Annotated in this window: 18 protein-coding genes; 12 read left to right on the forward strand and 6 right to left on the reverse strand. The window is 56.1% G+C overall.

All coding sequences use genetic code 11. From position 1 onward, the window contains the following. The first annotated feature begins 14 nt into the window (after positions 1–14). The gene (locus tag Q1B13_RS11695; RefSeq protein ID WP_299080429.1) at positions 15–779 is read left to right on the forward strand and encodes a metallophosphoesterase; all 765 of its coding nucleotides are present in this window, start codon (positions 15–17) and stop codon (positions 777–779) included. 41 nt (positions 780–820) lie between these two features. On the opposite strand, the gene Q1B13_RS11700 is transcribed toward Q1B13_RS11695, so the two are convergent. After that, entirely contained in the window at positions 821–1,345 is a 525-nt protein-coding gene (locus tag Q1B13_RS11700; RefSeq protein WP_299080426.1) for a CBS domain-containing protein, read from the reverse strand. A gap of 122 nt (positions 1,346–1,467) precedes the next feature. Between Q1B13_RS11700 and Q1B13_RS11705 the strand changes: the two genes are divergently transcribed. From Q1B13_RS11705 to Q1B13_RS11720, 4 genes are all read left to right on the forward strand, one after another. Beyond that, positions 1,468–1,653 carry a hypothetical protein gene (locus Q1B13_RS11705; RefSeq protein WP_299080424.1) on the forward strand — a complete coding sequence of 62 codons (186 nt, stop codon included), beginning with the start codon at positions 1,468–1,470 and terminating at the stop codon, positions 1,651–1,653. 66 nt (positions 1,654–1,719) lie between these two features. Next, positions 1,720–2,745: an FAD:protein FMN transferase gene (locus Q1B13_RS11710; protein ID WP_299080421.1), complete on the forward strand. Its 1,026-nt coding sequence runs from the start codon at positions 1,720–1,722 to the stop codon at positions 2,743–2,745. A 15-nt stretch (positions 2,746–2,760) separates the two neighbouring features. Then, positions 2,761–2,997, forward strand: coding sequence for a (Na+)-NQR maturation NqrM (gene nqrM, locus Q1B13_RS11715; protein ID WP_120631329.1), 237 nt, complete (start codon positions 2,761–2,763; stop codon positions 2,995–2,997). Between the two features lie 73 nt (positions 2,998–3,070). Further along, positions 3,071–4,741, forward strand: a complete 1,671-nt coding sequence (locus Q1B13_RS11720; RefSeq protein WP_299080412.1) for a sulfatase-like hydrolase/transferase — start codon at positions 3,071–3,073, stop codon at positions 4,739–4,741. On the opposite strand, the gene Q1B13_RS11725 is transcribed toward Q1B13_RS11720, so the two are convergent. Both Q1B13_RS11725 and Q1B13_RS11730 read right to left on the reverse strand, forming a co-directional pair. Beyond that, positions 4,738–6,159, reverse strand: a complete 1,422-nt coding sequence (locus tag Q1B13_RS11725; RefSeq protein WP_299080409.1) for an aspartate aminotransferase family protein — start codon at positions 6,157–6,159, stop codon at positions 4,738–4,740. The genes Q1B13_RS11720 and Q1B13_RS11725 overlap by 4 nt on opposite strands. 3 nt (positions 6,160–6,162) lie before the next feature. Next, a complete protein-coding gene (locus Q1B13_RS11730) occupies positions 6,163–7,302 on the reverse strand; it encodes a DUF819 family protein (RefSeq protein WP_299080406.1) in 1,140 nt (379 codons plus the stop codon). A gap of 230 nt (positions 7,303–7,532) precedes the next feature. Here Q1B13_RS11730 and gpmI point away from each other — a divergent pair, with 230 nt between their 5' ends. From gpmI to Q1B13_RS11745, 3 genes are read left to right on the forward strand one after another with little or no spacing between them, the layout of a single operon-like run. Next, positions 7,533–9,050: a 2,3-bisphosphoglycerate-independent phosphoglycerate mutase gene (gene gpmI / locus Q1B13_RS11735; protein ID WP_299080403.1), complete on the forward strand. Its 1,518-nt coding sequence runs from the start codon at positions 7,533–7,535 to the stop codon at positions 9,048–9,050. Beyond that, positions 9,047–10,177, forward strand: coding sequence for a peptidase M23 (locus tag Q1B13_RS11740; protein WP_299080400.1), 1,131 nt, complete (start codon positions 9,047–9,049; stop codon positions 10,175–10,177). Before gpmI ends, Q1B13_RS11740 begins: the two co-directional genes overlap by 4 nt. A gap of 6 nt (positions 10,178–10,183) precedes the next feature. Beyond that, positions 10,184–11,524 (forward strand): S41 family peptidase, encoded by a 1,341-nt coding sequence (locus Q1B13_RS11745; protein ID WP_298935126.1) that lies wholly within the window; start codon positions 10,184–10,186, stop codon positions 11,522–11,524. A gap of 54 nt (positions 11,525–11,578) precedes the next feature. Here Q1B13_RS11745 and Q1B13_RS11750 read toward each other — a convergent pair whose 3' ends face one another. From Q1B13_RS11750 to Q1B13_RS11760, 3 genes are all read right to left on the reverse strand, one after another. Further along, positions 11,579–13,105, reverse strand: coding sequence for an MFS transporter (locus Q1B13_RS11750; protein WP_299080397.1), 1,527 nt, complete (start codon positions 13,103–13,105; stop codon positions 11,579–11,581). 78 nt (positions 13,106–13,183) lie between these two features. After that, positions 13,184–13,543, reverse strand: a complete 360-nt coding sequence (locus tag Q1B13_RS11755; protein WP_298935124.1) for a hypothetical protein — start codon at positions 13,541–13,543, stop codon at positions 13,184–13,186. Between the two features lie 11 nt (positions 13,544–13,554). Then, entirely contained in the window at positions 13,555–14,316 is a 762-nt protein-coding gene (locus tag Q1B13_RS11760) for a DUF6478 family protein (RefSeq protein WP_299080394.1), read from the reverse strand. 248 nt (positions 14,317–14,564) lie between these two features. On the opposite strand from Q1B13_RS11760, the gene Q1B13_RS11765 reads away from it, so the two are divergent. From Q1B13_RS11765 to Q1B13_RS11780, 4 genes are read left to right on the forward strand one after another with little or no spacing between them, the layout of a single operon-like run. Continuing rightward, a complete protein-coding gene (locus Q1B13_RS11765; RefSeq protein ID WP_299080392.1) occupies positions 14,565–17,675 on the forward strand; it encodes an ABC transporter transmembrane domain-containing protein in 3,111 nt (1,036 codons plus the stop codon). Beyond that, a complete protein-coding gene (locus tag Q1B13_RS11770) occupies positions 17,665–18,561 on the forward strand; it encodes a type II CAAX endopeptidase family protein (RefSeq protein ID WP_299080546.1) in 897 nt (298 codons plus the stop codon). Before Q1B13_RS11765 ends, Q1B13_RS11770 begins: the two co-directional genes overlap by 11 nt. A 59-nt stretch (positions 18,562–18,620) precedes the next feature. Continuing rightward, positions 18,621–19,553: an acetyl-CoA carboxylase, carboxyltransferase subunit beta gene (gene accD / locus Q1B13_RS11775; protein WP_299080389.1), complete on the forward strand. Its 933-nt coding sequence runs from the start codon at positions 18,621–18,623 to the stop codon at positions 19,551–19,553. Next, positions 19,550–20,824 carry a folylpolyglutamate synthase/dihydrofolate synthase family protein gene (locus tag Q1B13_RS11780; RefSeq protein ID WP_299080386.1) on the forward strand — a complete coding sequence of 425 codons (1,275 nt, stop codon included), beginning with the start codon at positions 19,550–19,552 and terminating at the stop codon, positions 20,822–20,824. Before accD ends, Q1B13_RS11780 begins: the two co-directional genes overlap by 4 nt. Positions 20,825–20,864 lie beyond the last annotated feature (40 nt).

Genomic DNA, 20,864 nt, shown 5'->3' on the forward strand with positions numbered 1-20,864 from the left:
AGGGATGAAGCCGCATGGTTAAGAATTGGATCAATGGGCTGTTTGGGCAGAACACGTCGCATGGCGTGGACGCGGTAGTGTCTGAAATCGCGCCAGACGAACGGTTTGTCGTCATTGGTGACATCCATGGTCGGCTTGATCTGTTGCAATCCCTGTTGCCCAGGCTGGATGACGATATCCCTCTGATATTTGTCGGCGATTACATCGATCGTGGCGATTACAGCGCGCAGGTCTTACGCCAATTGCATCACCTGAGCAAATCCTCGCATGGGCGGGTTATCTGTCTGCTTGGTAATCACGAAGAGATGTTGCTGCGGTTTGTCGAAGACCCCAAGCGCGTCGGCGGACTTTGGTTGCAAAACGGGGGCGTAAAGACACTGGCTTCTTTCGGCATTACGGGTATCGCCGAAGCCACGGTCGGAGATCGGGCTATTGTGGTCGCTGATCAGCTGCGGCAGGCGATGGGCCAGGATCTACTAAGTTGGCTTGCCGACCGCCCGCTGACCTGGACCAGTGGAAATGTGACCGTTGTACATGCAGCGCTGGATCCGTTGCAGCCGGTTACAAACCAACCGCGCCAGATTTGTTTGTGGGGCCATTCCCTGTTTCCAAACCAACCCCGACAGGATGGGCAGTGGGTGGTGCATGGGCATACGATTGTCGATCATGCCCGCGCCCGCAACGGGATCGTGTCTGTGGATACCGGCGCATTTGTGACGGGCCGCTTGACGGCGGCCGAGATTTTCAAAGGCGGCGTGCGGTTCACCTCAACCGGGTGATGCAGATTTAGGAGGCTGCGTACATAGGCGGAAGGTTGGCTTTAACCGACAATCATCTGCTTCATGCGAAGGGCTTCGTATTCCAGTTCCTTCAAACGGAAATGCACGACGTCGCCAATCGTGATGACACCGCACAGATTGCCATCGCGTAGAACCGGCATATGGCGAAAACGGCCTTCGGTCATAGTCTTCAGCACATCATTCAGCAGATCGTCTGGCGTGCAGGACCGAACGTCCTTTGTCATCAGGTCTTCCACGGATTGCGGCAAGGTTTGCCCCGGGGTGTCCGCCATGCGTCGCACGATGTCACGCTCTGACAGGATGCCTTGCAGGGTCCCGTTCTGATCGGTCACAACAACCGCGCCGATCCGTCTTTCCTTAAGGGTGTTGACCACCGAGTGAATTGTCTCATTGGGGCGCACGGAAAACACCGCATCCCCTTTGCCTTCCAGTAGCTTGGACACGGTTGTCTGGGTGTGCGACAGGTTGGAATCAGTGGATTGGCTGTAAGTGCCAGCACCCGCCTTGTCGCCTCGGGTCGGGGGCCGATAAGAGCTTGGGGCCATGGGCAATCTCCTCCTGTACGTGCAATGTCTTTCCCTTGTACCTTAGCGCAGCTAAATGACCTGTATAGGGTGGAATTACCCTGATCGGCGAAATCCGTTGCTAAAAAAGGAAACGTAAGTCTTTGACCGACCTGTATCTTACGCCCGCGCTGGCCGTGGTGATTTTCTTTGCGGTGGTGGTTTGCGGCCACAACTTCCGGATGGCGTGGAAACAGCAACCACCCGGGTGGCAAAAGCGGGCATGGCTGTTTGGAATACCGGCGGGGATTGGTTTACTGGTGCTTGGCTTCGTGCCGCTCAAGCTCTGATCGCAGTTTGACTCCGACGGGGGGCGCTGGCATACGCCGAGCACGGATTTTCCAGGAGACCGCCAAATGCGTCTGATGCCTGTGCTGGCCCTTGTAACACTTGTGTCGGGTTGCCTGTTCGACAAGGAACCCGACGCGGTGCGCCTGTCCGGTGAAACCATGGGCACCACGTTCAATGTGACAGCAATCGGCGAAGACCTGGACGAAACCGCGCTGGCCATTGCCGTCGAGGAGACGCTGGCAGAGGTTAATGCCAAGATGTCCAACTGGGACCCAAATTCCGAGGTTTCGACCTTTTCAGCCTCGGACAGCACGGACCCGATGCCAATCTCATTGGAATTTGCTCTGGTGATGGCTGCCGCCAATGACGTGCATCAGAAAACCGATGGCACTTTCGATGTAACGCTGGGGCCATTGATCGAGCTTTGGGGTTTTGGCCCCCGCACGCCGGAAGATCCGGTGCCATTGGATGCCGATATTCAGACCGCGCTAAGCGGTGTCGGTCAGGGCAAACTGCTTACGTTGGATCCAGAGGCGAAGACCCTGGCAAAATCCGACGCCAGCGTCGGGATCAATCTGTCTGCCATCGCAAAGGGTTATGGCATCGACGCAGTCGCCGAAACGCTACGTGACGCTGGTATCGATGACTACCTTGTTGAGATTGGTGGTGATCTTGTCGCCAAGGGTCAGAATGACAAGGGTGAAGACTGGCGGATCGGCATTGAAAAGCCCGAGGCGGGAGCGCAGAGCCTGCAACTGATTGTCTCTCTGGATGATCAAGGCATGGCAAGTTCGGGCGATTACAAGAATTTCTTCGAAGAGGACGGTGTGCGCTATTCGCATATTCTCGACCCGAAAACCGGGCGCCCGATCACCCATCATACGACATCGGTCACCGTTTTGGCCGACAATGCGATGATGGCCGATGCCTGGGCTACGGCAATGCTTGCCCTGGGGCAGGAAAAAGGGCTGGAACTTGCCGAACAGCATAAACTTGCTGTGTATTTCATCTCGCGGGATGTGACAGGCGGCAAAGATGCCTATATCACAGTACACAGCACCGCGTTCAAAGACGCTTTGGGAACCAACTGACAGGTAGGAACCGAGATGAGCACCTTTATTCTGGCCTTTGTCCTGTTGATGATCATCATGGTCGGCATGTCATTGGGCGTCTTGTTGATGGGCAAAACCATCAAAGGCAGCTGCGGTGGATTGAACGCGATCTCGGGCGCTGACAAATGCGTCGTATGCCAAAAGGATGTCGACCCTGACAGCCCGCTGCGGGATCAGCTGCAATGCAAGCGCGCCAAGAAGATGCTGCAACAGATGGAACGGCAGGCCTGAGATCAGTTTGCGCTTCGTTCTGAGAGCGAAACTGGCTAAGTAAGTCCCTGACACTATTCAGGGGGACGCAGAATTGGCCGAAGCCAAAAACATCCTGTTCATCATGTTCGACCAGCTGCGCTGGGACTACCTGAGTTGTTACGGCCATCCTCATCTGCAGACCCCCAACATTGACCGCTTGGCGGCTAAAGGCGTTCGGTTCAATCGCGCCTACATCCAGTCGCCGATCTGCGGTAGCTCGCGCATGTCCACATATACCGGGCGCTATGTGCATTCACATGGCGCGTCATGGAATGGTATCCCGCTGAAAGTGGGCGAGATAACAATGGGCGATCACCTGCGTCAGGCCGGTATGGATTGCTGGCTGGTCGGCAAGACCCATATGCGCGCTGACGCCGAAGGCATGGCGCGGCTGGGCCTGGAACCGGACAGTCTGATCGGCGCGCGGGTTGCTGAATGTGGGTTTGATGTTTTCGAACGGGATGACGGTATGCTGCCTGAGGGGCCGGATGGCTACTACGACCCGGATGGTGCGAAGGAATACAACAAATTCCTCAAGTCCAAGGGGTATCAAAGCGACAACCCCTGGCACGACTTTGCAAATTCAGGATTGGATGCTGACGGGAATGTTCTGTCCGGGTGGTTTCTGAAAAATTCAGCCGAGCCCGCCAATATCGCCGAAGAAGACAGTGAAACGCCCTATCTGACCGGCCGTGGCATGGAGTTTATGGAAACTCACAAAGGCCCATGGTGTTGCCACCTGAGCTTTATCAAGCCGCATTGGCCTTATGTGGTGCCAGAGCCCTATGCCTCGATGTACGGGGCAGGGGATGTCCTGCCGGTGGTTCGATCTGAGGGTGAACGCCAGAACGCCCATCCGGTTCTCAAGGCTTTCATGGACACCAAAGTGGGGCAGGCTTTCTCTCGGCAGGACGTGCGCGATGCGGTGATCCCAGCCTATATGGGTCTGATCAAACAGGCCGATGACCAAATGGGCCGCTTGTTTGACTGGATGGAACAAACCGGGCGGATGGACGACACAATGATCGTGCTTACGTCGGACCATGGCGATTTCCTGGGTGATCACTGGATGGGGGAAAAGACCTTCTTCCATGACGCATCCACCAAGATGCCCTTGATCATCTATGACCCGTCGTCCGAGGCGGATGCGACACGCGGCTCGGTCAGCGATGCGCTGGTCGAATCCATCGATCTGGCGCCCACTTTCGTCGATGTCGCTGGGGGCGAGGTTGCTGGGCACATCCTGGAAGGGCACTCTTTGACACCCATCTTGCGAGGGCGGGCGACTGAGACCCCTCGGGATGTCGTGATCTGCGAATACGACTATTCGGCCTCGCCGGTTGCGGATTTGCTGAATGCCTCGGTCCGGGATGCGGTGATGTTCATGGTTGCTAGCAAGAAATGGAAGTTGATCCATTGTGAAGGCGGCCACCGTCCGATCCTGTTTGATCTGGAAAATGACCCCGATGAATTGAATGATCTGGGCGATAGCTCGGATCATGCCGAGGTGATTTCAGAGATGTACGATCACCTGTTTACCTGGACGCGCAGGGCGTCACAGCGCACCACTCGATCCGAGCAGCAACTGATCGAGATGCGGACGAAAAGCCGGGGCAGGGGCGTGATCGTTGGGATTTACGACGAAAACGACGCGCCGTTGGATCTGACAGTCAAATACCGCAACCGGACAGCGCACCCCTACAGAACCTACCTCAAGGATTAACTGCGCCGGGCCTTCCATTGCACGTAACGGGCCATGCCGCGTTCCAACAGGTTTGGGGATTTACTGTTGTCCAGTCGCAAGGAACCACCGCCGGCCCGATACATCTCTGCAAATACATCCAGTACCTTGGATTTGACCATCCCGCGCAGCGGGACATGTGCCATCATGCCATAGGTCGCGGCACCACCGGTCTTTGCCAGCTCGGGATGTGCCCGAACCGTGGTGACGGCCTGTGCCAGATCTGCCAGATACGCGTCGGCGACGTGTAGGTGTTTTGCGGTCACCATACAGTGAATGCCGTCGGGGTTTTGCACCCTGTTGATGCTCCAACCGGCTTGTTCCAACTGATCCGCTACGGCGTAGATGTTCAGCTTTGGATCGGTCGAGCCGTAGGCCAGCAAAGGGCCCTGAGGCTGGCCCAGAATGCGAAGCCCGTCGATCGCGGTAATGCCCGCCTTCAGATTTTCAACGGCCTTGGACGTGTCCTGCGCCAAGCGGCGGTATCCATCAACCCCTAGCTTTTGCATGACGGCCCATGCCGCCGCATAGGCGCCGCCGGGGCGTGTGCCCAGCAATGCCGGTGAGGCAAAAACGCCGCCGGGCCAGTCCTGACAGACAAACATCTGGTGCTTTAGTAACTCGAGGTTGCGGTACAGGATCGTCGAAGCCCCTTTGGCCGCATAGCCGTACTTGTGCAGATCAGCTGAAATCGATGTGACACCCGGCACACTGAAATCCCAATCGGGCAGGTCAATGCCGTTGCGCTCCATGAATGGTAGGATCAGTCCCCCGACGCAGGCATCAACATGCAGCGGAATGCCCTTGGACTGCGCAAATGCGCCCATGTCGGCAATTGGATCGATTGTGCCATGCGGATACTCCGGAGCGGATCCAAGGATCATCACCGTACCCGCGTTGATCATGCGTTTTAGCTTTGAGATATCGGTCGCATAGTCTGACGTCATCGGCAGCAGCCGCGCTTTGACCCCGAAATACTCTGCCGCTTTGAACCAAGCGACATGTGCGGTTTTGGGCAGGATCATGTTGGGTCGGGTCACCTTGCGCTGCTTGCGCGCCATGTCGCGGTACGTTTTCACTGCCATCAGGCAGCTTTCGGTGCCGCCTGCGGTGACGACGCCGCATGTGTCCGGGCCGCCATGCAGCAGACCGGCCATTGTCGAAATGATTTCGCTTTCCATTCGCTTCAGACTCTGGAAAGCAGCCGGGTTGAGGCCGTTGGCCGAGGAAAACGCACTGTAGGCTTTGGCCGTGAAGGCGTCATGGTCATCATCCAGATGGTAAACAAGGCTCCATGTGCGTCCGTCACGGTAATTCGGGTCGTTCTCAGCGAAGGATTTGAGTTGGTCTAAGACTTCATCTTCGGACCGGCCTGTTTCGGGCAGTGTCAGATGATCCATGTTCTATCCTTTCCCAGCCAGTAGCAGAGCCAGCGAAATGCCCAGATAGTTCCCTATGGCAAAGCCCAGAATGCCGGTCGCCATTCCGGACATCAAGATCGCAGGGTTGCGCAGGCTGCGCGATACCATCGGCACAAAAGCGGGTGACATGACCGCGGCCACTGATGTGATCAGGAATGTGTCGCGGTCGATGCCCGCCAGCCGCGCCAATACCGCATGCAGCGTGAAGCTGCCGAAGGTCGCGATCAGCACAAAGCCCAGCACTGACAGGTTCACGGTGCTCACGGTGGCCAGATCCATCGAGGCGGCAACGCTGAACGAAAACACATACAGCAGATACATTCCGATATGCGGTGCAGCTGCGTTTTGGCGCAATGTAGGCGTCAGGGATCCTAGAATGCCAAATGAGGTCAACAGCACGATGATCATAATCTGAGGTTCAGCGAATGGCATCATCGGAGCGAGCGCTGATGACGCGCCAACACAAAGCGCGGCACCGGCGATGGCGATCAGACCCTGAGCGCCCCAATTTCGTTTTGCCGGGTTGGCAGTTTCTGACGCAACGGGCTCTCCTTCGCGCGACCCATTAAAGGGCAACAGAAAACGGCTCATGACGACAGGTGCGAGTGTCAAAACAAACAGCAGATACCCGGCGCCAACAACCGTATCCATTGTGGCAAACAGCAGGTATCGACCCTCAGGGATATCCAGGGCCAGTTTGATCGCCCCCATATTCGCCAGACCGCCGGTATACATGCCCACCGCCATACCAGACAGCTGTTCAGTTTCTTCCGTGCCGCCAGCACTGAAGAGGAGAAACAGGACCGTCGCAATCACACCCACAGAAACGATGGCCAACCCCATGGACAGCAATGCGGATCCGGCGATGCGTCCCCAAGCGCGCAAATCTACGGCAAATAGCAATAGAGGTAAGGCCAGTCCAAGGCTGGCCTCGATGATCGTGTCCCGGATCGGTGAAACGCTTTCGGGCTGAGCTCCGGACAATCCCAACAGCAGCCCGGCGATGTAACACAGGACAATGGGTCCCAATCGCGCGGCGAAACCCGACCGATGTGCCAGCCACATCAACGCCGCTGGTGTTAACAAATAGATCAGCGCAAAGCCCATGGCATCTGATTGCATTAATTCGATCTCCCTTACGCCGAGACTAGGCAGCAGTTATGGGCTGGCACAAGCCGGTCTGACGTAAGGTTCACACGGTATCCGGGCAAAACCGCGGCATTCCTGTGAGGGCGTCGAGGACGTGTTCTTTGTGGTTTTGATTAAATCTGCATCAATCTCTGCAAAGATGGTTCACCCTCCGGCAGCCAGACGCTAGAAGATGACGCAAGAGCAGTTACCGGAGAATTTCAATGGCCGCCCAAAAACCCGTTGTCCTGTGCATTCTTGATGGCTGGGGGTTGTCCGAAGAAACCGAGGCCAATGCGCCCCTCCTTGCCAACACACCGACCTTCGACGCGATCATGGACAAGTGTCCCAACGCAACACTGATCACCCATGGGCCGGATGTTGGCCTGCCTAGCGGCCAGATGGGAAACTCGGAAGTTGGGCATACAAACATTGGTGCGGGCCGGATTGTCGCCATGGATCTTGGGCAGATTGATCTGGCGATTGAAGATGGTTCGTTCTTTGAAAACGCATCTCTGCAAGAGTTTATTGCCAAGGTCAAAGCCGCGGGCGGGACAGCGCATCTGATGGGGTTGATCTCGGATGGCGGGGTGCATGGGCATCTGAACCACATTGTTGCGGCCGCCAAAGCGATTACCATCGCCGGTGTACCGGTGGCGCTTCACGCGGTTACGGACGGGCGCGACGTGGCACCGAAATCGGCCTTCACCTATATAGCTGAGCTTGAAGACCGCCTGCCTGATGGCGCGCGCATTGTTACAGTTTGTGGCCGTTACTACGCAATGGACCGCGACAACCGTTGGGAGCGTGTCGCCGAGGCTTACAAGGCGATGATCAAAGGCGAGGGGTGCGTGGCCAGCTCCGCGCATTCTGCCGTGGATCAGGCCTATAACCGGTCCGAAACAGATGAATTTGTCACTTCAACGGTGCTGGACGGGTTTGAAGGCGTCCAAGATGGGGATGGATTTTTCTGTCTGAATTTCCGCGCGGACCGCGCGCGTGAGATTTTGCGTGCCATTGGTGAGCCGGGGTTCTCTCACTTCGACACAGGACCAAGGCCAAAGCTGTCGGCGCTTTTGGGGATGGTGGAGTATTCTGATGGTCACAACGCCTATATGGAAACGGTTTTCCCCAAGCGGGCGCTTGTGAACACCCTAGGCGAATGGGTCGCCAATCAGGGTCTGCGTCAGTTCCGGTTGGCCGAGACCGAAAAGTACCCGCACGTGACCTTCTTCCTCAATGGCGGCAAGGAAACCCCCGAAATCGGCGAAGATCGGTTCATGCCGAAATCGCCCAAAGTAGCTACGTATGATCTGCAACCCGAAATGTCTGCCGCCGAGGTCACTGCGAAATTCGTTGAGGCCATTGAAGAAGGCTATGATCTGATCGCCACCAACTATGCCAACCCTGATATGGTTGGACATACCGGCGACCTGCAAGCGGCGATGAAAGCCTGCGAGGCGGTTGATCAGGGGTTGGGTCAGGTCGTGTCTGCTTTGGAAAAAGCAGGTGGCGCTATGATTGTCACGGCTGATCATGGCAATTGCGAAATGATGGTCGACCCGGAAACAGGTGGCCCCCATACGGCGCATACACTCAACCCGGTGCCGGTTGCTCTGGTTGGTGGTCCCGAAGGCGCGAAACTGCGCTGCGGGCGTTTGTCGGATCTGGCTCCAACACTGCTGGAGTTGATGGGTCTGCCCAAACCGCCCGAGATGACCGGGAAGAGCCTGCTTTCATGAGGCTTGCCGCAATTGTCATATGTCTGCTTGTTGCAGCGCAGGGGCATGCTCAGACCGGGCCATCACAAGCAGCGTTAGAGGCGGCGCAAATGCTGGAGCAGGCGTCGATATCTCTGACCCAAGCCGATAGCGCCCGTGACCGGGTGCGCGCCCTAACTGAGACGATACAAGCCTACGAAGCCGGGCTTGCTGCGATGCGGGATGGGTTGCGCAAGGCGGCAACCCGAGAGGCGCAATTGACAGCCGAGCTTCGCGCGCGGGAAAAGGATGTGGCGCAATTGCTGGGTGTGTTGCAAACGATCGAGACCACGGCACCGCCGGTTTTAATGTTGCATCCGTCCGGGCCATTGGGAGCCGCACGCACCGGTATGATGCTGTCTGAGGTTACTCCGGGGTTGAACGCAAAGGCCGAAGTTTTGGCAAAGGACCTTCGAGAGGTTCAGACATTACGGGCTCTGCAGCAGAACGCCTCTGAAACCCTGACAGATGGTTTAAGCGGCGTACAGGACGCCCGCACACGGTTGAGCGAGGCCATCGCTGATCGTACTGATCTGCCGCGCCGGTTTGTCGAAGATCCCGTTCGTACAGCCATTCTGATCTCGTCGACCGAGACATTGGACGGATTTGCAAGCGGGCTTTCTGAGATATCCGAGGGCGAAATTGCCCAGACTGATGCCAGCATCTCGGACAGAAAGGGTAATGTGCCACTGCCGGTTCAGGGTATCCTGCTGCACGGTGCAGGTGAAACTGACGCAGCCGGGGTAACGCGACCGGGCTTGGTGCTGGGCACGCGCCCGCGCGCTTTGGTCACTTCACCGACCGCCGCCACAATCCGCTATCGCGGACCCCTGTTGGATTTGGGGAATCTGGTGATCCTTGAACCTCAGCCTGGGCTTTTATTCGTGTTTTCGGGCTTGCAAGAGGTCTATGGCGCGCCGGGTCAGGTTATCCCCGAAGGCACTCCAGTGGGCTTAATGCCCGGTGAAATGCCTGAAATCGGCGCAATATTGTCAACAAGCAGTGATGGCACTGGAACTGACCGTTCAGAAACGCTCTATATAGAGGTAAGACAAGAAAACAGCCCCGTGGACCCGGAATCATGGTTTCGGACCGACAAGGATGGATAAACGAGTATGAAGAAATTTGTGATGGCCGGAGTGGCCGGAACCGTTGCAGGCATTATTGCAACCACTCAGATCGCAGGACCCCTGTTGGCGCAGGAAGCCGAGAACAAAGCCAGCGTCTATCAGCAACTGGACCTGTTCGGTGATATTTTTGAACGTATCCGCGCCCAATACGTGGAAGAGGTTGAGCCCGAGGAACTGATCGAAGCGGCCATTGATGGCATGCTGACGTCTCTGGATCCACATTCCAGCTATCTGTCGCCGGATGATGCGGAACAGATGCGCGTGCAAACCCGTGGTGAGTTTGGCGGTCTGGGCATCGAGGTGACGCAGGAGGAAGGCTTTGTCAAAGTTGTCTCTCCGATTGATGATACACCAGCGGCCGCAGCCGGGATCGAAGCCGGTGATTTCATCACACATGTGGATGGGGAAAGCATTTTGGGTCTGACCCTGGACAAGGCGGTTGATTTGATGCGCGGTCCGGTCGGGTCCGAGATCGCCATCACCGTTGTGCGCGAAGGTGAGTCCGAACCGTTTGACGTCACGATCATTCGCGACACGATCAAACTGACTGCGGTTCGTGCGCGTACCGAGGGCACAAGTGTCATCCTGCGCGTGACTACATTTAACGATCAGACCTACCCAAACCTGCAGGAAGGCCTTCAAGAGCAAATTACCGAAGCCGGTGGTATCGACAAGGTCAATGGGGTCGTGCTGGATTTGCGTAACAATCCTGGCGGCTTGCTGACACAGGCTATCAAAGTGTCGGATGCGTTTCTGGACGAAGGTGAAATCGTGTCGACCCGAGGCCGTGACCCGGAAGAAGGCGAGCGATTCAACGCAACCATTGGTGACCTCGCCGAAGGGAAGCCAATCGTCGTTCTGATCAACGGCGGGTCAGCTTCTGCATCCGAGATTGTGGCAGGTGCGCTGCAGGATCATCGCCGCGCCATCGTTGTTGGCACGAAAAGCTTTGGTAAAGGGTCGGTCCAGACGGTCATGCCGCTTCGAGGTGATGGGGCGATGCGTTTGACCACCTCGCGATACTACACGCCATCGGGACGCTCGATCCAGGCCCTGGGCGTCAGCCCCGACATTATTGTTGAACAACCGCGTTCGGAACCTGAGGTGGAGGAGGAGGAAGACAATCCCTTTACCCGCTCAGAGGCCGACCTGCGCGGCAGTCTCAACAATGACAGCCTGAGCGAGGATGAAATCCGCCAGATCGAGGAAGATCGGGCCAAGGCCGAAGCTACGGCTGAGTTGCGCGAAGAGGATTATCAACTGGCCTACGCCATCGATATCCTCAAAGGGTTGTCCGCCTTCAATCCAAGCGGACCATCCCAGTAAGGTAGACAGGGCCGCGAATTTCGCGGCCCTTTTTCTTTGACGGAGTGCACAGTGTCAGCTTTCGATTTTGTGCAGCTTTTTCTCGTCCAGCATCAAGGCAAGTAGGATTCCGATCGAAACGGAAACCGTCGAAAAGATGAACGCCGAGCTCATGCCACTGTCAAAGGCGGCTGCAAGTGCATTCTGAACTTTTTCGATCTCACCTTGGCCAAGTTTTTGCATGACGGCCTTGGCTGAGTCGGTGTTGAGAGTTCCTCCATTGATCGCCCTCTGATCAGCCTCTGACAGGTTGACGCCCAAAGAAGCCAGACGATCGCGTAGGCTGGATAGGGAAACCATGTACATGATCGCCGTTGCACAAGCGACGGATACCGCCCCATAGACCAGATGGGTCATAAAGCTCAGCCCGCCCACCAGCCCGGCGCGTTCAGGTTTCACCGCACAGACCGCCGCCGTACCTGACGGACCAACCGTCAGCGTTGCACCCAGCCCGATCATCGCCATTCCCGGTAAGATCCGGAAATAGCCCAACCCGCTGGGCAGCAAAACAATGCTCGCCGAACCGATCGTGGCAATCAGATAGCCCCAAAACAACAGACGCTTGGGACCAAAATCGTTGTAAAGCGTCCCGGACAAGACCGAACCCACTGCAAGCAGAACTGTCAAAGGAGCCAATCCCAGCGCAGACTCAAATGCAGACCAACCCAACACCTTTTGCATGTATTGCGGGAAATACATCAAAGCGACGAAGGCGGCGGACACGTTGAACATGTTAAGGCCGAGGGTGATGCGAAACTCCCGGTTTTGCATCATTTGTGGCAAAAGCAGCGGTTCTTTCACCCGTTTTTCAACTTTTGGGAACAGCAGGAACAGAAATGCGCTCACAAAAAACAGCAGCAATAGAGGTGCTGAAGTCCACCCCCAATCAGCGCCGACATCCAGTCCGTAAAGCAACAAGAGCACCGCAAACGACAAAAGGCCCATTCCGGCAAAATCGATATGCTCACCAGTCTTGTGCTCGGTTTCGCGTTCCATCAGTATTAGCGCCGTAGCCATCGAGATGCAGGAAAACACGACGTTGGCCAGGAAGAAATAACGCCACTCTCCGATGTTCACTACAAACCCACTGATCATTGGACCAAAGACGTTGCCGCTGGTGACGCCTGCCAGGATCAAACCCATCACTAGCGCCCGATGTTCGGGTTTGGACACTTTGGTTGCACCAAAAGCCAAGGTGCAGGGCCAGACGCAACCGGCGCCGATACCTTGCAACGCGCGCGCGCCAATCAGATAGTCCAGACTGGGCGCGAAAAAGCACATGACCGACGAAAACAGAAAGATCGTCAGACCGATGATCATTATCCTGCGATGCCCGTACATATCGCCAAGACGGCCTCCGGCGACCATGGTCATGGCAAAAAACAGCGCGTAGATATTCAGGACCCATTGGGTGCTGGTGATATCTGTGTCGAAACTGTTTTCAATGGCTGGAATCAGCATCAGGGCACCGGTAAAATCGATTCCGATACCAAAAGCCGTCACCATCAGAGCGATGACTTTAATAATGCTGCTGCGATCCATTGAGGCACCCAAATTGCTTCGAATGCCTCATTGATGCATGAAAATGCGCTAGATGACAGAAAAACCTAAACTTTCAGGTCAATTGGCGTCGTGGCAAATCCGCCTGAACGCCCGCTTCAACATGTCAAGCTCGGCGCGCAGCAACTCAACTTCTGCCCGTAGATCATCCGCGGCGGGTGATCCGGCGATTATTGTGAAGTCAGCCAGTTTTTGCGTGGTATCAATGTCCACAATGACAAAGCTATGCACCCCTTCGGACAGGGCGGTCACGGGTACGGGTACGTTCAGGTTCCAGCCGCCTTCGGCGGGGGACATTTCGACCCCACTTAGCGCAGCGCCTAAGTAACGAACCTCGATGCCTGGTTCGCTTTCGGCCTGAATGTGCCCTTGCCAGATGCCGTTTTCGAACTTGATGAGTGTCAATGTTGGCTGCGTCATGTTTGGGCGTCTCACAAATCGGCGCGATGATGGCGACAGAAGGTCAGGTCGCGCAGAACGATCCGGTTCATACGCGGGTTTTTGAAGATCAGGTCCATCCAGATTTTCTCGATCCGCCGTTCGTTCAAAGGCAGATGTGCCAGATCAAAATCAATTGCGATGGACCGGCCGGACAGGTCCAGCTGCCTCAGTACCTGTTCAGAATTCGGCCCATGTTGGATATTGAGACGGGCGAAGACTTCGATGGCCTTTTCGCTGTCGATCAAAGAATCGACGCGCATCAGATGCTGACGGGTCAGGTCTTGGGCGGCGTCGGCCGGCAACTCGACTGACAGAGACAGGAACGAGCCTTCAAAGCTGAAGACCTCGAGTGCCAGGCTGAAAGGTGCGAGATCGCTTTCGTGCCTGTTTCTGATCTGTCGTGCGGAAATCTCTGAATGACGGCAATCGTGAAACAGCGTGACCTGCGGATCAATCATCGATTTTCGCGGCGCTGATGCAACCCCGGGGCGGGCCAAGGGGCCGCGCCAAAGATCGGGTCGCCAGCTCCAGTCTGTTCCGATAGGCTTGGGAAACCGCTCGGACCCGATCTGCGGTCTGGCCAGCCGCCCATCTGCAATATGGATTATCCGGTCCAGATGCGTGCGTAGACTGCGCGCCTGATCGCGTTGGTGGCGCAGAAGTGATTGCGGTGCATCCGACGATTGTTGCGCAGCCTTGCGCCAGCGCCCCAAAACCTTGCGATGAATATAGAGATCCAGAATCCTGCCCATGGCCCCAACGTCCAAAGTTGCACCTCTTTAGTCAAAGACTTGGTGAGGGACAAACCCGGAATACCACTATCAGCAATCAATATTCATGACTAATGAATCGCGGTCACATAAGTTGTGCCCCGCATCGCAAGAAAGAGTTTGTCCATTCTTGCAATAGGCAGGGCCAGTGCGTACCGTCTGTCACCTGACTAAAGTGGGTCACCCCCGGTACCGCCGCGTAGCAATTTCAATCAAGACAAGGTCAGGGTATGGAATCCACTCTGTTCGCGTTCATCTGGAAGCATTCAAAGAAACAACAGCTTGTCCTGCTGTTTCTGACGATTTTGTCGTTCCCGTTTCTGTATGCCTCGCTCGAATTGCCAAAGCAGATCATCAACGATGCAATCGGTGCGCCCGGTGACACCGTGGCGATCTGGGGCTTTACGGTGACCCAGGTGCAGTACCTGTTGATACTGTGCGTTGCGTTTTTGGCGACGGTGATCGTCAGCGGCTTAATGAAGATGCGCATCAACACGATGAAAGGTGTTTTGGCCGAGCGCATGCTACGCCGGTTGCGATTCACATTGATCCACCGTGCAATGCGCTTTCCAAGATCCTATTTCGCGACTACCAGTCAGGGTGAGTTGGTATCAATGATCACGTCCGAGGCCGAACCGATGGGCGGTCTGATGGGCGATGCCATTGCTCAACCGGTGTTCCAGTTCGGGCAGATGATGACAATCGTCACATTTCTGTTCATGCAAAGTGTGTGGTTCGGTCTTGCCAGTATTGCCCTCATCCCGTTGCAGGCCTGGTTGATCCCGAAACTACAGCGCCAGATCAACCTGTTGAACAAGGATCGTATACAAGAGGTCCGGCATCTGAGTTCTGAGATCGGCGAAAGCGCGGCGGGGATCAGCGACCTGCGCACCAATGGCGGCTGGCGCTATCGTCTGGCGCAGTTCAGCCATCGCCTTGGAACCTTGTTCGAGATCCGGTTCAAAATCTACAACAAGAAATTCTTCATGAAGTTTCTTAACAACCTGATCACTCAGATGACACCGTTCCTGTTCTATTCGGTCGGCGGCTATCTGGCGATCACGGGTGAGGTAACCGTCGGGGCTCTGGTTGCCGCATTGGGCGCATACAAAGACCTGAGCGGCCCGTGGAAGGATTTGTTGACCTATTACAACCAGGTACAGGATATGTCGCTGCGTTGGGAAATCGTCACCGAACGCTTTGACCCGGAAAACATGGTTCCCAAGGAGCTTTTTGATGGCGAGCCTGAAACAATCCCACATCTGAATGGTGACATCGAACTCAGGAACGTGACGGTGCGTGACAGTGATGGCAAAACCATATTGGAAGATCTGGACTTGGTCATTCCCAAGGGCGCGCGGGTGGCGATCCAGTCGACGCACGCCTCGGAACGCAACGCTTTAGGTCAATTGCTGACGCGAGAGGTTCTGCCGGTTCAGGGAGAGGTGATCATGGCCGGTCATAATTTGCGAGGGTTACATCAATCGGTGATCGCCGCGCGGATCGGGTACGCCTATTCACGGCCCTATCTGTTCGATGGGACATTGGGTGACAATCTGATGATGCCGCTGCGCACCCATCCTCAGCACGAAGCGGACGCGGCAAAGGCCCCCACGCGCAGGCAGATTGAGGCAGTACGGGCTGGCAACCCGCCGGATTCGTTGTCAGATGAATGGATTGATCCCGGATTGGCCGGGTTGGACGATATCGATGGGATTCGGGACTGGTGGTTCCAGCTGGTCGAAGCGATGGGCATTGATGAATTCATGTTCCGTCGCACGTTGCGGTCCCAGTTCGACCCCGAGTTGCATCCCATTCTTGCGCGTGAAATCATTGCACTGCGCGAGATTGTGGCGGAACGATTGCGTGAAAAAGAACTGGATCGATATGTTTATCGCTTTGATCCGGAGCGCTTTAACCCAGCCGTGCCGTTGGGTGGCAATCTTCTGTTTGCGTCGCCGTCGCGAGATATCTCACCGGATATTCTGGCGGGCGATGGTCGGTTTCTTTCGATGCTCAGCGCGCATGATCTGGCCGACGAAGCCATGAGCATCTCAAACGCGGTGCTCGAGACACTGAACCAGACATTTGGTCGGGACGGCACCGACCATCCTTTGTTTTTGCGTCTCGGCATGTCGAAGGACATGTATCACCGATTGCTGGACATCGAAGAGCGGCGCAAATCCAAAGGTCATGCGGACTTAACTGACGAAGAGCGGGCTCTGCTGTTGACAGTGCCCTTCCTGCTGACGGCCGAGCAGATCGGCTCTGATTTTCCGGACGAGTACAAGGACAAGATCTTATCGATCCGAAAGGGGCAGGCCAAACGGTTGCGCGGCGCGATGAACGGTATGTTTATCCCGGTGTCCCCGGACATCTATATCCCCCGCCTTTCGGTGATAGAAAACGCGATCTACGGGCGGATTTCGTTGATGGCCGGGGCCCACGCGGATGATATCGAAGATGTTGTCGCCCAAGCCATGAATGAGGCTGGCTTGCGCCGTCGGGCCGCGGCAATCATCTATGACCTGCCGTCGGGCTTGGGCGGAAACAACCTGCCAACAGTGTTTCAGGAACGCGTTGCATTTTCGCGCGCCGGGATAAAACGCCCGGATATCCTGATCCTCGACAAGGCTTTGGCCAGCCACGATTCCGAAAGCCGGTTGCGCACGCGACTGAAACTGCGAGAGTTGTTGCCCGACTCGATCATGATCTTCATGGAAGATCATTTTGCGCACCCCGAAGCCTATGATTTGTTTGTCGAAATCAAAGACGGTCGCATCGATGGCGTGTCGAGAACCAAGCTTGTGCACGAAGAAGGCGCATCCGCCGATCTTAGTCGAAAGCTGGAGGTCATTTCCGCGAACGAGCTGTTCTCGGGTCTTGATGGCCGAAATCAACGTTTGTTGGCCTTCTCCGCGCAATGGTACGAAGCCGCTGCGGGACAGGTCATATTCTCGCGCGGTCAAGGGCCGGACGCTGCCTATTTGTGCATCTCCGGTCAGGCGAGATTGGACTGGTCCGACGATGATGGCCAAAAAAGACCTATTTCCATCATTGAGCCGGGAAGGCTGATCGGTGACCTGTCCATCATTACCGGTGAAGCCCGACAGTTAGATCTGGTAGCCGTCAATCAGTGTTTGTTCTTGCGGATTGGCGCAGAAGAATTACGCGCAGTGATCGAAAGCGATGCTTCGGTCGCCATGCAGTTGCTGCAGACTGTGGCCGGATATCTGACCACATTGTCCGACAGGATCAACGCGGCCCAAACTCCATCGGATGTTTTCCCGGAAGTTTCACAAGCGATTGCGGGAGAAGGCAAGGGTGGACATGCTGAGTAACCCACCCTTGGCATACTCTGCCCATGAACATCTGGTAAAGGATGCGCGTTCTCGGCCTGAATTGTGGCGCCTGATTTTAGGCCTGGGGTTGATTGGTGTTTTGGTCACGGCGCTGAACCTGGGATTGTTCGCGGTGGTCGCGGGGATGGCCCCGCATGATTGGACCCTAGAGCTTTTACAAGGTGCCTCGCCATTAGCCATGCTTATTCTGCTAGGCAGTTTCGGGTTTATCACCTTCGGCGTCGCCGTTGTAGCCAAACGGCTTCAGCACAGGTCTCTGCATTCGATATTAGGCCAGTATCAACTGGGTTTGCGTCAGTTCTGGCGGGTTTTGGGCGCGCTGACGGTTCTGGGCGTGATTGTGGCTGTACTTCCGCCGTATGGCGTAGGAGAGCCATTGGTTCGGAACTTGGATGTTTCCACATGGCTGGTTCTGTTGCCGTTTTCGGTGGTGGCTGTGCTGATTCAAACCAGTGCCGAAGAAGTTTTGTTTCGCGGCTATATCCAGCAATCCCTGGCCGCCAGATTTCGGTCACCGATCATCTGGATGGGACTGCCAGCTGTTTTGTTCGCCGCCGGTCACTATGCGCCCGCTGTGGCCGGAGACAACGCCATGCTGATTGCGGTGTGGTCTTGTATTTTTGGTCTTCTGGCCTCGGACCTGACAGCCAGATCTGGAACGCTTGGTCCAGCAATTGCACTGCATTTCTTCAACAACATCATCGCACTTGTGCTTATTTCATTGCCTGACAACCTCAGTGGTTTGTCACTGTTCCTGTTGCCCTATGATATGTCGGACACAGGAATGCTGCGACAGTGGCTATACGTGGATTTCGTGATGATGTTTGTTTGCTGGCTGGCAGCGAGACTTGCCATCATGCGTTGATTGCAATTCCTGCCGTAGCGTCTTATTTGACGTCAACGCCGCATCAGCAAGGTTCCGACATGAACTGGATCACAAACTACGTCCGCCCCCGGATCAACTCGATCTTCTCGCGCCGCGAAGTGCCCGAAAATCTTTGGCAAAAGTGCGATGAATGCGGAACAATGCTGTTTCATCGCGAGTTGGCAGATAATCAGAATGTCTGCACACAGTGCGATCATCACATGGCAATCACGCCGCGCGACCGGTTCAGCCATCTGTTTGACGGCGGTATTTTTACCGATGTCGAGGTTCCCGCGCCCAAAGACGACCCGCTGCAGTTCCGCGATCAGAAGAAATATCCTGATCGTATGAAAGCGGCCCAGAAGAAAACTGGCGAGAAAGAGGCGATGCTGGTCGCCAAGGGTGAGATCGGGCGCACGCCAATCGTGGCCGCCGCGCAGGATTTTTCCTTTATGGGCGGCTCAATGGGCATGTATGTCGGAAACGCCATCATTGCCGCTGCGCAAGAGGCGGTGAAACTGCGTCGCCCGTTGATCCTGTTTTCTGCGGCGGGTGGTGCACGTATGCAGGAAGGTATCCTCAGCCTGATGCAGATGCCGCGTACAACCGTGGCGGTTGAGATGCTGAAAGAGGCAAACCTGCCTTACATCGTTGTGCTGACTCATCCGACCACGGGCGGCGTCACAGCCTCTTACGCAATGCTGGGGGATGTTCATATCTCGGAACCAAACGCCTTGATCTGCTTTGCCGGACCGCGCGTGATCGAGCAGACCATTCGGGAAAAGCTTCCCGAAGGGTTCCAGCGGGCTGAGTATCTGTTGGATCATGGGATGCTGGACCGGGTAACCAAACGGACCGAGATGCGGGACGAGCTGATCACCATCATCCGCATGTTGATGGACCTTCCGCCTGCGGTCAAAGGTGATCTTCCAGCGCCGGAACCCGAAGAACCGGCTGAGGAAACCCCGGCCGAGGACGCAGACAAGGAATGACAGCGCCCAAGTCCGACCTGATCCTTGACCGGATGATGGCGCTGCACCCCAAGATTATCGACCTGACTCTGGATCGAGTATGGCGCCTGCTGGCTGCGCTGGGTAATCCGCAAACCAAGCTGCCGCCGGTGATCCACATCGCGGGAACCAATGGCAAAGGCTCGACGCAGGCAATGATCCGGGCTGGTCTGGAGGGCGCTGGCCTGAGCGCCCATGCTTATACCTCGCCACATCTCGCCCGCTTTCACGAGCGCATTCGTTTGGCCGGAGATCTGATTTCCGAAGACGACCTGACCGCGGTTCTGGATGAATGCTATGCGGCCAATGGTGGTGAAAACATCACCTACTTTGAGATCACGACCTGTGCTGCTTTGCTGGCCTTTGCCCGGTCACAAGCGGACTACACGCTGCTTGAAGTTGGGCTTGGTGGTCGTCTGGACGCGACCAATGTCATCGAACGGCCCGCAGTGACAGTCATCACACCGGTTTCGATCGATCATGAGCAATTTCTTGGTGATACCTTGGGCAAAATCGCGGCAGAAAAGGCCGGCATCATCAAGCCGGGCGTGCCTTGCATCGTTGGCCCGCAACAGGACGAAGCGCTGGAAGTGATTGAATACACGGCGGCCCGACTTGGCGCTCATCTGTTCGTTCATGGTCAGCATTGGCACGTGCACGAAGAAAACGGGCGTTTGGTTTATCAGGATGAGACTGGGTTGCGGGATGTGCCCCTGCCCAACTTATTGGGCGCTCATCAGATTCAAAACGCAGGTGCGGCGCTGGCTGTGTTGCGGCATCTGAAAATGGGCGATGCTGCCTACGAAGCGGCTGTAACCAAGGCCGAATGGCCCGCCCGCATGCAGCGCCTAAAAGCCGGGCCGCTGGTGGAATTGGCTCCAGAGGCTGAGCTGTGGCTAGATGGTGGTCACAACGCCGCCGCTGGGATCGCTGTGGCGGATGTGCTGGCCAAACTGCCCGAACGCCCAACCCATATGATTTGTGGGATGCTCAAAACCAAGGATGTGACCGGTTATCTCGCCCCGTTGGCCGAACAGGCCCAAAGCCTGACCGCCGTTTCAATCCCGGGCGAGACGAATACCCTAAGTGCCGATGCTACGGCGGCGGCCGCCGCCAAGGTCAACCTTCCAGCGTCCACTGCGGACAGCGTGGCTGACGCGCTGAAAGCAATTGTCGCGCGGGATTCGCAGGCGCGCGTATTGATTTGTGGGTCGCTCTATCTTGCCGGCAATGTCTTGCGTGAAAACGGCTAAACTTCATCTTGCGACAAATATCTGCGGGCCCACCTATGGC

It is taken from the genome of uncultured Ruegeria sp., assembly GCF_947489545.1.
Lineage (GTDB): Bacteria > Pseudomonadota > Alphaproteobacteria > Rhodobacterales > Rhodobacteraceae > Ruegeria.

What these genes read in the sequence shown, in the direction of transcription:
- Q1B13_RS11745 (WP_298935126.1), top strand. Translation starts at nt 10,184, where the DNA reads ATGAAGAAATTTGTGATGGCCGGAGTGGCCGGAACCGTTGCAGGCATT.
- nqrM (WP_120631329.1), top strand. Translation starts at nt 2,761, where the DNA reads ATGAGCACCTTTATTCTGGCCTTTGTCCTGTTGATGATCATCATGGTC.
- Q1B13_RS11695 (WP_299080429.1), top strand. Translation starts at nt 15, where the DNA reads ATGGTTAAGAATTGGATCAATGGGCTGTTTGGGCAGAACACGTCGCAT.
- Q1B13_RS11700 (WP_299080426.1), bottom strand. Translation starts at nt 1,345, where the DNA reads ATGGCCCCAAGCTCTTATCGGCCCCCGACCCGAGGCGACAAGGCGGGT.
- Q1B13_RS11780 (WP_299080386.1), top strand. Translation starts at nt 19,550, where the DNA reads ATGACAGCGCCCAAGTCCGACCTGATCCTTGACCGGATGATGGCGCTG.
- Q1B13_RS11760 (WP_299080394.1), bottom strand. Translation starts at nt 14,316, where the DNA reads ATGGGCAGGATTCTGGATCTCTATATTCATCGCAAGGTTTTGGGGCGC.
- accD (WP_299080389.1), top strand. Translation starts at nt 18,621, where the DNA reads ATGAACTGGATCACAAACTACGTCCGCCCCCGGATCAACTCGATCTTC.
- Q1B13_RS11730 (WP_299080406.1), bottom strand. Translation starts at nt 7,302, where the DNA reads ATGCAATCAGATGCCATGGGCTTTGCGCTGATCTATTTGTTAACACCA.
- Q1B13_RS11740 (WP_299080400.1), top strand. Translation starts at nt 9,047, where the DNA reads ATGAGGCTTGCCGCAATTGTCATATGTCTGCTTGTTGCAGCGCAGGGG.
- Q1B13_RS11755 (WP_298935124.1), bottom strand. Translation starts at nt 13,543, where the DNA reads ATGACGCAGCCAACATTGACACTCATCAAGTTCGAAAACGGCATCTGG.
- Q1B13_RS11725 (WP_299080409.1), bottom strand. Translation starts at nt 6,159, where the DNA reads ATGGATCATCTGACACTGCCCGAAACAGGCCGGTCCGAAGATGAAGTC.
- gpmI (WP_299080403.1), top strand. Translation starts at nt 7,533, where the DNA reads ATGGCCGCCCAAAAACCCGTTGTCCTGTGCATTCTTGATGGCTGGGGG.
- Q1B13_RS11770 (WP_299080546.1), top strand. Translation starts at nt 17,665, where the DNA reads ATGCTGAGTAACCCACCCTTGGCATACTCTGCCCATGAACATCTGGTA.
- Q1B13_RS11710 (WP_299080421.1), top strand. Translation starts at nt 1,720, where the DNA reads ATGCGTCTGATGCCTGTGCTGGCCCTTGTAACACTTGTGTCGGGTTGC.
- Q1B13_RS11750 (WP_299080397.1), bottom strand. Translation starts at nt 13,105, where the DNA reads ATGGATCGCAGCAGCATTATTAAAGTCATCGCTCTGATGGTGACGGCT.
- Q1B13_RS11765 (WP_299080392.1), top strand. Translation starts at nt 14,565, where the DNA reads ATGGAATCCACTCTGTTCGCGTTCATCTGGAAGCATTCAAAGAAACAA.